Raw genomic sequence first — 9419 nt, forward strand, 5'->3', positions numbered from 1 at the left:
TCCATCACTAGATAAGCTAATTATTAAACGTAAAACTATAAGAAAATGGTAACAGCATTAAATATATAAATATTGATTTTATTTAATTAATTTTATATTAATCATTGCATAGTTCATCATTAAACATTAGAAAAATATCATGCAAATCAATAGTTTCTATCATATGCTAGAAATCGAAATAATATACCAGCTTTTTACAGGCTAATAGTCTCTTGCAACCGTTGATACGTTGCCCCGCTACGGTCCGTGATGTTCAAATAACGCTACATGGATAGAAACAGAGAGTGATACATATTTGTATGCCAATTATTAAAGTGAAATGCACTACTCGGCTAAACCTGAATTCAGCCCATCTGTTGCGCGAGTTGCGCCATCTTTTCCTGCAAAAAACGCATAAACACTTTAACCCGAGGTGCCAAATCCTGGCTACGAGGGTATATCAGATTGATAGGAGCATCAGCAACAGCTTCGTCCGCCAGCAACTGTACCAAATTCCCCTTTTGCAGATCTTCGGCGACATCCCAATAGGACTTCATCACCACCCCTAATCCCTGCAACGCCAATCGATGACACGCTTCACCATCGTTGCACAGGATGAATGCCTTCACATGGATACTACTATCACGAAAACGCCATTCAGTTTCATTACGTGTGCCAATAACAATACAGCGATGTCGAGCTAACTCAGTCAGAGACATCGGTGCCCTGTATTGCTGTAAATAGTTAGGAGCTGCGCATAACACCCGCTTGTTGGGGAGTAGAAGTCGCCCCACCAGCCGAGAGTCGGGTAATGAGCCGTAACGGATCGCTAAATCCAGCCGTTCTGCCAGCATATCCTTCACATCATCACTCATTAGCAGTTGCAACTGAATATGCGGGTAGCGCTGGCTAAATTCGCTTACTAATGGCAGCAGATGGCGATAACCAAAACTGTTAGGAGAGGTGATCCGCAGACTTCCAGATAATAACTGTTGCTGTTGCAATAAGGCATCCTGAGCATGCCGGACTTCAGATAGGATCCGCTGCGCATGCAAATAAAGTGTTTGTCCCTCAGGCGTTATAGATAACTTGCGGGTGCTGCGGTGCAGCAACTGTATGCCGTTGCGCCGTTCAAGATTGGCCAGACGTTTTGATGTTGCCGCTAGCGACAGGCCAAGTTCTGCCGCTGCCGCCGTCAAACTACCAAGGCTAACCACCCTTTCAAATACCCTTAACGCAAGTAAATCATCCAAGCCACTCATTGTTAACCTTTGGGAAAGTATGAATTCAGATTATGTCCATTTAATCAAGTCAGCAGCACTTCTACAATAAGCACCATCTGCTTAGCAGTAATTGATTCGCGAAATACTGCGATATCAACAACAAATGGAGGGGAAAATGGATATCAGATTAGACGGGAAGAGAGCATTAGTTACCGCATCTAGTGGTGGTATTGGTTTTGCGATAGCAAAAGAGTTGGCAGCCAGCGGTGCCGAAATTGTGCTTAACGGCCGCAGCGAAAAGACCGTCAATGCCGCCAAAGAACGCCTACTGCGAGACTATCCCAACGCCAGTATTATCGCCGCGGTAGCAGATCTTTCCAATGCGAATGGCTGCGACATTTTGTGCACGCAGGTGCCAACCGTCGATATTCTGGTCAATAATGCCGGCATATACGGACCAGAAGATTTCTTTGAAACCAGTGATGATACTTGGGAACGTTACTGGCAAACCAACGTCATGTCGGGCGTGCGCTTGGCACGTGCATATCTGCCCGCCATGCAGCAGCAAGGCTGGGGACGAGTGGTATTTATCTCCTCAGAGTCAGCCCTCAATATCCCAGCCGATATGGTGCATTACGGCGTATCAAAAACCGCGCAGCTTGCATTAGCTCGCGGATTGGCAAAACGGTTGGCGGGCAGCGGCGTTACCGTTAACAGCGTGCTTCCTGGCCCGACCATCTCTGACGGTTTTGAGTCGATGATGGCTGAAGAAATGGCCAGAACAGGCAAATCTATAGACACACTCGCCAAGGAGTTTGTGATGGGAAACCGTCCTAGCTCGGTTATTCAACGGGCGGCAACTGTTGAAGAAGTGGCCAATATGGTGGTTTATGTTTGTTCGACTCAGGCGTCCGCCACCAGCGGTGCGGCATTACGAGTAGATGGTGGCGTGGTCGATGATATTGTGTAGCAATGAGCGTACAACATTATTACGGCTAGTTAAGCACTCGTTGTACGCCTCAGCGTTGCGACAAACAGCAGCGATGTTGACCGCAACGCAGCGGCTGTCGCTTACCCCCGTCAGTAACTCGCATCCAGGACATAGCGTGATGTTATTCTGGAAGGTAACCACCAATGCCTTCAAGATTCCCGCAATATTTTAGTGGCGTTTAATGAGGTTATCCGCTTGTTGATACATCGCATACAGCACGCATCAACACTCGCAACAATGGCTAGAAAGGAGAATGAATATGCAAACAACAGCATTAGGCAAGACAGGATTCAACATCGTGCCGCTAGTATTTGGTGGCAATGTGTTTGGTTGGACCATAGACGAAAAGACCAGCTTCGCCATTCTTGATGCTTTCGTTGATGCTGGCTTTAATGCCATAGATACAGCCGATGTATATTCCGCTTGGGCACCCAATAACAAAGGTGGCGAATCAGAAACGATCATCGGTCGTTGGCTAAAAGCGCGTCCAGGTAGACGAGATAAGCTGAAACTTTTCACCAAAGTTGGTTCCGATATGGGGCAACCGGGTCATAAGGGGCTATCTGCCAGGTGGATTGCACAGGCGGTTGAAGATTCGCTTAAACGCTTACAAACAGACTACATCGACCTCTATTTTTCCCACTGGCTCGATCCAGAAGTTGATTATGCTGAAACTTTAGGCGCATACGATAAGCTATTTAACGCTGGGAAAATTCGCGCCATTGGCGCCTCCAACCTTAATGCCGAGCAGTTACAAGCATCATTGGATGTTGCAAAAGCCCAACAGTTGCCCGCTTACCAAGTGTTACAACCCGAATATAACTTGTACGACCGCGGCAGTTTTGAAGGCGCGCTACAGGAACTATGTGTACGAGAACATATTGGTGTAGTGACTTATTTCAGCTTGGCATCCGGTTTTCTATCTGGCAAATACCGCGGTGACACCGACTTAAGTAAAAGTGCCCGCGGCAGCCGTGTTAGCAAGTATCTAAATGCCAAAGGTATGCGTATTCTGGCGGCACTGGATGAAGTGTCAGCGCAACACCATGTAAAACCAGCCGAAGTGGCCCTTGCATGGTTGATTGCCGCTAAAGGTGTAACAGCCCCAATCGCCAGTGCCACCCAAGTCAGTCATATCAACAGTTTTGCCAAAGCGATGGAACTGCAACTATCCCCCACCGAGTTAGCCAAACTGACAGAAGCAGGTAATTAGCGCTGCTCAAGCTCGGCTGGCGCTCAGCCACCTCGATACGGGTAGCGAGCACCAGCAATCAAAAGCAGCATCTCTCAGGCTTCAATGCCAAGCTTTACTGCCGTCCCGTACGCCAGCATTTCCGACATACCTTGCGCAATGGCGCTGGTCGTATAACGAACGTTCACTACGGCATCGGCTCCCAGCTGTTCCGCCTGCGCCAGCATTCGCTGCGTAGCAACTTCACGCGCTTCCGCTAGCATTTCGGTGTAACCGACTATCTCACCGCCAATGATAGTCTTTAGACCAGCCATGATATCCCGACCAATATGCTTACTCCGCACCACATTACCGGTAACGACCCCCAAGGTTTGGATGACCCGATAACCGGCAATGTTCTCTGTCGTTGATACTTTCAAGATGATTCTCCAATGTTGACAACCACAAAATTCTACAAAAATGGTCTGTTCTTTTTACCATTAGCAATTTAACCGCACCAAACAATCAATAGGATGTTTCAGAATTCAGTGGCTTTTTAGATAAAACAGATACCAGTCATCATCTATTTTGCGGTACGCCACCGTATTTATAGGGATCTGTGCCGCAGCTTTATCCAAATCAGCATAGATGGGCAGAGGATTTTGTGGATGATACACGTACCCCTTAGTACTATTGCCTTCGGCAACGGGAAGTATAGAGCGGATGAACATAATACCGCCTTGGCCCCAGCCACGCATGCCACCGTCTAGGGACAGTAGCGAAAACAACTGTTGATACTGTTGCCAGCGCCCTTCGTCGACGGCGTGTTCAGGATCCATAAACTGCGGATTTATTGAAAATAACGGGGCATCCTGCCGATACATCCCCATCAATTGTATATAGAGCGCTCGCTGCCTTTGCAGTGCCGACAACAACTGAGGATCCGTTTGATGATGTGTGGAATGTGGCGCCTCAGATACGCGCATGAAAAGCAGCAAAGCTACAACCAGCGCTCCAGCGACTATAAATCTTGCGAACCATTGCATAGCACAACTTCCCTGTTGGTCTTAAAGACCAGTTATATTCATCCTAGATAAAATAGGAACATGCAAAAACCAAAACGCCAAGTTCTTTTCATTAAATTTGTAAAAGTTTGTAAATTTTTTGGTCAGACCAATAGACCAAAAAACAAACGATCAAGATCGTTTGCCAATATCCCTTACGAAAGAGCTAAAAGCATCAATCGATAGTATCGACATAACGCCAAAAAACCAGTAAAAAAGTGATCTGAATCACTTATTAAGTTAGTGTATTTACGCTAATTAAGATGTAGTTGTCAGGCATAAAAATGACTTGGCTATCTCGCGTTACGAGTTTGCTTTTTCGCTCGCAAAAGCCTGTAAAAGATGACTTGATTTAGCCCAGTAAAAGCTGATTTTTTTGTGTAACTCTAGAGAGTTATTCCATTTTTCAGCATCTTGACAGGAACTTGGGAAAGGTAAAAAATCCGGCCACCTATTCTTGGACGTATGAGATAGACTGCCGTAATGCTGCTTACTCCTTTGGTAAGTTCCGGAGCCCCCTCCAAGGCAAATGCCCGTGAGGAGACCCCCGTCGATGTATTACTTATCGGCGGCGGCATCATGAGTGCCACCTTGGGTACCTTCTTGCAAACTCTGGAACCAAATTGGTCAATGACCATGATCGAGCGCCTTGATGGCGTAGCGAAAGAGAGTTCCAATGGCTGGAATAATGCGGGTACCGGACACTCCGCGCTAATGGAACTGAATTACACACCGCAACAACCTGATGGCAGTGTCGATATCCAAAAAGCGATCGACATCAATGAAGCTTTCCAGGTATCACGCCAGTTCTGGGCTTATCAGGTCAGCCAGAATGTGCTGCAAGAGCCTCATAAGTTCATCAATAGTGAACCTCACATCAGCTTTGTCTGGGGTGATGCTAATGTAAATTTTCTGCGGGCTCGCTACCAAGCGTTGCAGGCCAGCACCCTGTTTTCCGGAATGGAGTATTCCGAAGACCATGAACAGATCCGTCAGTGGGCGCCACTGGTCATGGAAGGAAGAGATCCCGCACAGAAAGTTGCCGCTACGCGCACAGATAATGGCACCGACGTTAACTTTGGCGAAATCACTCGGCAGTTGGTGGCATCATTACAGAAAAAGCCGGATTTCAAACTGCAGCTCAATACCGAAGTGCGCGATCTGGAGCGTAACAGCGATAACAGCTGGACCGTGACCGTTGCCGATACCAAAGATCGCAGCAACAAACGCAAGATCCGGGCACGTTTTGTGTTTATTGGTGCTGGCGGTGCTGCGTTACGATTGCTGCAAAAATCGGGTATTCCTCAAGCCAAAGATTACGCGGGCTTCCCTGTAGGCGGCCAGTTTCTCGTCACCGAAAACGAAGATGTCGTCAAGCTGCACTCAGCCAAAGTCTATGGCCGTGCCGAAGTGGGTGCACCACCAATGTCAGTGCCCCATCTCGATACACGGATACTCGACGGTAAAAAAGTTCTGCTATTTGGCCCTTTTGCCACTTTCTCAACCCGTTTTCTGAAGAATGGCTCATTGCTGGATTTGCTAAAATCCACGAATACGTCGAATCTGATGCCCATGGTTCGCGTTGGCCTAGATAACTTCGACTTGGTGAAATACCTCATCAGCCAGGTTCGTTTATCGGAAAATGATCGCTATAACGCGCTGAAACAATATTATCCCGATGCGACTAAAACCGACTGGAAATTGTGGACGGCCGGACAACGGGTTCAAATAATCAAGCGAGACCCTCACAAGGGTGGCGTGTTGCGACTGGGAACCGAAGTTGTCAGTGATGAACTTGGCACCATTGCCGCGTTGCTAGGAGCCTCTCCCGGCGCGTCAACAGCAGCCCCCATCATGTTGCAGTTGCTGGAGAAAGTTTTCCCTGAGAAAGTTGCTAGCAACGCTTGGCGTAGCAAGTTGCAGCAGATCATTCCATCTTATGGCATACGTCTGGATGGTAATGCAGAAGCCACTGAGCAGGAACTGGCTTACACCAGTCAGGTGTTACAATTACGCCGTCAGGCACGAGCCACGATCACCAAAGTGCCAGAGCCTGATAACAGCTTTATGCTGCCGCCTAGCAATATGGCCGATATAGCACTTTAATGCTTGAAGCGTTGTCGGGAAATCCGGCAACGCTTCCCAATGCTCATAAAACACACAAAGCTCACCAAATAAAACTGTTAACCGCTATTTTTGTCTCTGGATATTTTCAGCCATCAGCACTGACTGCATCGTGTTAGCAACAGCATCCCATTCTGTCGCGCAACGTATTGGGCTCGATTACCGTATCTACCTTAGACCCGTTAAGCGCTCAATTCAGGCAAGTGAATCGCGGCCAACGATTACTGTGTGAACCACTCTATAACGTGTTAAGGTACTGGACGATATAGCATTGTTGGAAGCATTTTGATGGATAAAGTTGCCCTGTTTGTGGATGTACAAAATGTCTATTACACCACGCGGCAGGCCTATGGTCGTCACTTCAACTATAACCGCTTCTGGGCCCAGATAAGTGACGGGCGTGAAGTGGTAGCGGCTTATGCTTATGCGATTGATCGTGGTGATATAAAACAACGTGAATTTCAGAATATTTTGCGCGCCATTGGTTTTGAGGTGAAATTAAAACCCTTTATTCAACGATCTGACGGCTCGGCGAAAGGTGACTGGGATGTCGGCATTACGATTGATGCTTTAGAGCAGACCGCAGCAGCGGATGTGGTCATTCTGGTGACAGGCGATGGCGATTTCAGTTTACTGGTCGATACCTTACGGCAGAATCATGGTAAAACCGTAGAGGTGTGCGGCGTGCCACAGCTAAGTGCTATTTCATTGGTGAATGCTGCCAGCCGTTTTATAGCGATTGATGAAGAATTACTGCTATAGCGCGATGACTTGGGAACACCGAGCACCAAGAGTCGCCAAAACAATAAGGGACACGACTAGCAGCGATGTTCGGTGACGTTAAGTGACCAGATGAATATATAACACGCTCTGCCGTTCTAGAGTCTTGCAAAACTCCACCACCTCAATGCCCACAAGGATAGCGCCGCGTATCGATAGCAGCAGAATCGACTTTCAGCTCTGCCATTGGTTAAACACAAGCGGAAACGCCTTGCATTAGCTGATACTCTCTCCAATTGAGTGCTACACCGCACTATCTTTAAACACAATATGTCACTACAAGCCATGAGCGACTGTCGCAATGCCGCATACGGAATCGCGCGCCACTAACTGAGGCATAAACAGATGGGTTTGCCCCACCGCTTTATTGTCAGCATTACTGAGTTTGATTGCCAGGTTCACAGCATAGGCAGCCATCTCTTCAATGGGATAATGCATGGTCGTCAACCTTGGGCGACAAGCGCGGGCTACTGGCAAATCGTCAAAACCAACCACCGATACATCTTCAGGCACCCGAATGCCCGCCGCAAACAGTGCATGAATGGCACCTATCGCCATTAAATCGTTATAGGCCAGCAATGCCGTGAACCGCTGTCCACGCGCTAATAATTCCTTCACCGCCTGTTCGCCACCTGCCATATTAGCGGTCCCTTCCGCCACCAGTTCTTGCGGTAATGACAAACCTTGCTCCAGCAACGCCTGACGACTGCCCTTTAAGCGCTCCGCTGGATCGCGGTTTTGATAGATACTGGTAATGGCGGCAAATTGCCGGTGGCCTTTGGACAACAGATACTCAGTTACCCACTGCCCGCCACGGATGTTATCCAACCACACACAGCGATTAGCGATTTGTGGAATATAACGATTGACCAGCACTAATCCAGGAATTTCTGCCGCCAAACGGATCAGTGTGGCTTCGTCAGAATATTCGCTGTGCAGAATAATCGCCTGACAGTTGTGTTGTCGCAGCGACTGAATGGCATCAAGCTCGGATTGTGTCTCATACAAGGAGTTGGCCATCAGCAGCTTATAACCATTTTCTCTGACCGCATTTTCAACGCCGCTGGCCAAGGTACCAAAAAAGGACATAGACAGACGCGGTGTCACTACGCCTATGGTATTAGTCGTCTTACTCACTAACGCTTGCGCATTAGCATTCGGCTGATAACCCAGCTCAGCAATTACCTTCTTCACTCTGGCTCGGCAAGCATCGCCCACCTGACTACCATTATGGATGACACGCGATACTGTAGCGGTCGAAACTCCGGCGATCCGAGCAACATCTTTGATGGTTACCATAACTTCTCTCTCGTCAGTCCTTTGCTCCAGATGAAGCAAGTTTATCTTGTGAACCAATATGATACTTGTGTAAACACCACAAGGATAAAAATCCGAATAACACCGTACCACCGGCGAGGATCAAGCGCATAGCGGTGATACTACTGTTGCTCTGCGCTCCGCCTGCGGTGGCATCAAAACCGATAAAATTCAACGCTAAACCAGAAGCCAGTAATGCCAGAATGCTCGCTAGTGAAGTAGCGGCATTATGTATGGAGGCAAATATTCCAGCAGTGGGATGACGCTGACGCTGACTTTCAGCATCGCTCAATCCGGCATTTAATAACGGAATGATGATGGTCATGGCGGTCCAAACACTGGTGCATAACACAGCATCCAACGCAATCCACAAGCCTATGCCTGGCACAAACAAAAACCACTTGGCTATGCCACCCAGCAGCGACAGCAGCAACACCCATCGCAGCGCCGCAACAGTGCCCCAGCGACTACGCAGCCAATTCACCAAGGGTACACTGGCAAAACCTGCCAATGCATAAGCGCTGGACAGCACGCCTTTTAGATAAGCTCCCTGAGCAATATCGCCATGACAGACGTAATACACCAACAGGTAATAATCCATGCTGGCGGCAAACACGCTACCGCCAAGCTGTAATAAACAGATAGCCATCAGCAACATCAGCGATTTATGGCGCACCAGCTGCCGTAAACTTGTTCTGAATCCTGGCGTGGCAGCGTGACTGATAGTGATAGCGCGACTTCGACAAAACAATGCCGGTAGCAGACCCAGC

General features: G+C 48.1%; 9 protein-coding genes. 4 read left to right on the forward strand and 5 right to left on the reverse strand.

Features of this window, described 5'->3' with window-relative positions:
* Nucleotides 1-344: 344 nt before the first annotated feature.
* Entirely contained in the window at nucleotides 345-1241 is an 897-nt protein-coding gene (locus J3L11_RS18070) for a LysR family transcriptional regulator (protein WP_207571884.1), read from the reverse strand.
* Nucleotides 1242-1377: 136 nt separating this feature from the next.
* Between J3L11_RS18070 and J3L11_RS18075 the strand changes: the two genes are divergently transcribed.
* Both J3L11_RS18075 and J3L11_RS18080 read left to right on the forward strand, forming a co-directional pair.
* Nucleotides 1378-2172, forward strand: coding sequence for an SDR family NAD(P)-dependent oxidoreductase (locus J3L11_RS18075; RefSeq protein WP_133037596.1), 795 nt, complete (start codon nucleotides 1378-1380; stop codon nucleotides 2170-2172).
* Between the two features lie 280 nt (nucleotides 2173-2452).
* A complete protein-coding gene (locus tag J3L11_RS18080) occupies nucleotides 2453-3406 on the forward strand; it encodes an aldo/keto reductase (protein WP_242695329.1) in 954 nt (317 codons plus the stop codon).
* Nucleotides 3407-3480: 74 nt separating this feature from the next.
* Here J3L11_RS18080 and J3L11_RS18085 read toward each other — a convergent pair whose 3' ends face one another.
* Entirely contained in the window at nucleotides 3481-3804 is a 324-nt protein-coding gene (locus J3L11_RS18085) for a YbjQ family protein (protein WP_207571886.1), read from the reverse strand.
* Nucleotides 3805-3909: 105 nt separating this feature from the next.
* Nucleotides 3910-4350: a hypothetical protein gene (locus tag J3L11_RS18090; protein ID WP_207571887.1), complete on the reverse strand. Its 441-nt coding sequence runs from the start codon at nucleotides 4348-4350 to the stop codon at nucleotides 3910-3912.
* A 561-nt stretch (nucleotides 4351-4911) separates the two neighbouring features.
* Here J3L11_RS18090 and mqo point away from each other — a divergent pair.
* Both mqo and J3L11_RS18100 read left to right on the forward strand, forming a co-directional pair.
* Nucleotides 4912-6534 (forward strand): malate dehydrogenase (quinone), encoded by a 1623-nt coding sequence (mqo, locus tag J3L11_RS18095; RefSeq protein ID WP_207571888.1) that lies wholly within the window; start codon nucleotides 4912-4914, stop codon nucleotides 6532-6534.
* A 306-nt stretch (nucleotides 6535-6840) separates the two neighbouring features.
* Entirely contained in the window at nucleotides 6841-7314 is a 474-nt protein-coding gene (locus J3L11_RS18100) for an NYN domain-containing protein (protein ID WP_207571889.1), read from the forward strand.
* 294 nt (nucleotides 7315-7608) lie between these two features.
* Here the strand turns inward: J3L11_RS18100 and J3L11_RS18105 are convergent, their stop codons facing one another.
* A complete protein-coding gene (locus J3L11_RS18105; protein WP_133037602.1) occupies nucleotides 7609-8631 on the reverse strand; it encodes a LacI family DNA-binding transcriptional regulator in 1023 nt (340 codons plus the stop codon).
* 13 nt (nucleotides 8632-8644) lie between these two features.
* On the reverse strand, nucleotides 8645-9419 hold a 775-nt coding region (locus tag J3L11_RS18110; RefSeq protein ID WP_207571890.1), incomplete at its 5' end, for an MFS transporter.

This window comes from Shewanella sp. 4t3-1-2LB (assembly GCF_017368415.1).
GTDB lineage: Bacteria > Pseudomonadota > Gammaproteobacteria > Enterobacterales > Shewanellaceae > Shewanella > Shewanella fodinae.

Bases quoted from the DNA above. Each gene is read 5' to 3' on its own strand.
- J3L11_RS18070 (WP_207571884.1), bottom strand. From the start codon at position 1,241: ATGAGTGGCTTGGATGATTTACTTGCGTTAAGGGTATTTGAAAGGGTG.
- J3L11_RS18075 (WP_133037596.1), top strand. From the start codon at position 1,378: ATGGATATCAGATTAGACGGGAAGAGAGCATTAGTTACCGCATCTAGT.
- J3L11_RS18080 (WP_242695329.1), top strand. From the start codon at position 2,453: ATGCAAACAACAGCATTAGGCAAGACAGGATTCAACATCGTGCCGCTA.
- J3L11_RS18090 (WP_207571887.1), bottom strand. From the start codon at position 4,350: ATGCGCGTATCTGAGGCGCCACATTCCACACATCATCAAACGGATCCT.
- mqo (WP_207571888.1), top strand. From the start codon at position 4,912: ATGCTGCTTACTCCTTTGGTAAGTTCCGGAGCCCCCTCCAAGGCAAAT.
- J3L11_RS18100 (WP_207571889.1), top strand. From the start codon at position 6,841: ATGGATAAAGTTGCCCTGTTTGTGGATGTACAAAATGTCTATTACACC.
- J3L11_RS18105 (WP_133037602.1), bottom strand. From the start codon at position 8,631: ATGGTAACCATCAAAGATGTTGCTCGGATCGCCGGAGTTTCGACCGCT.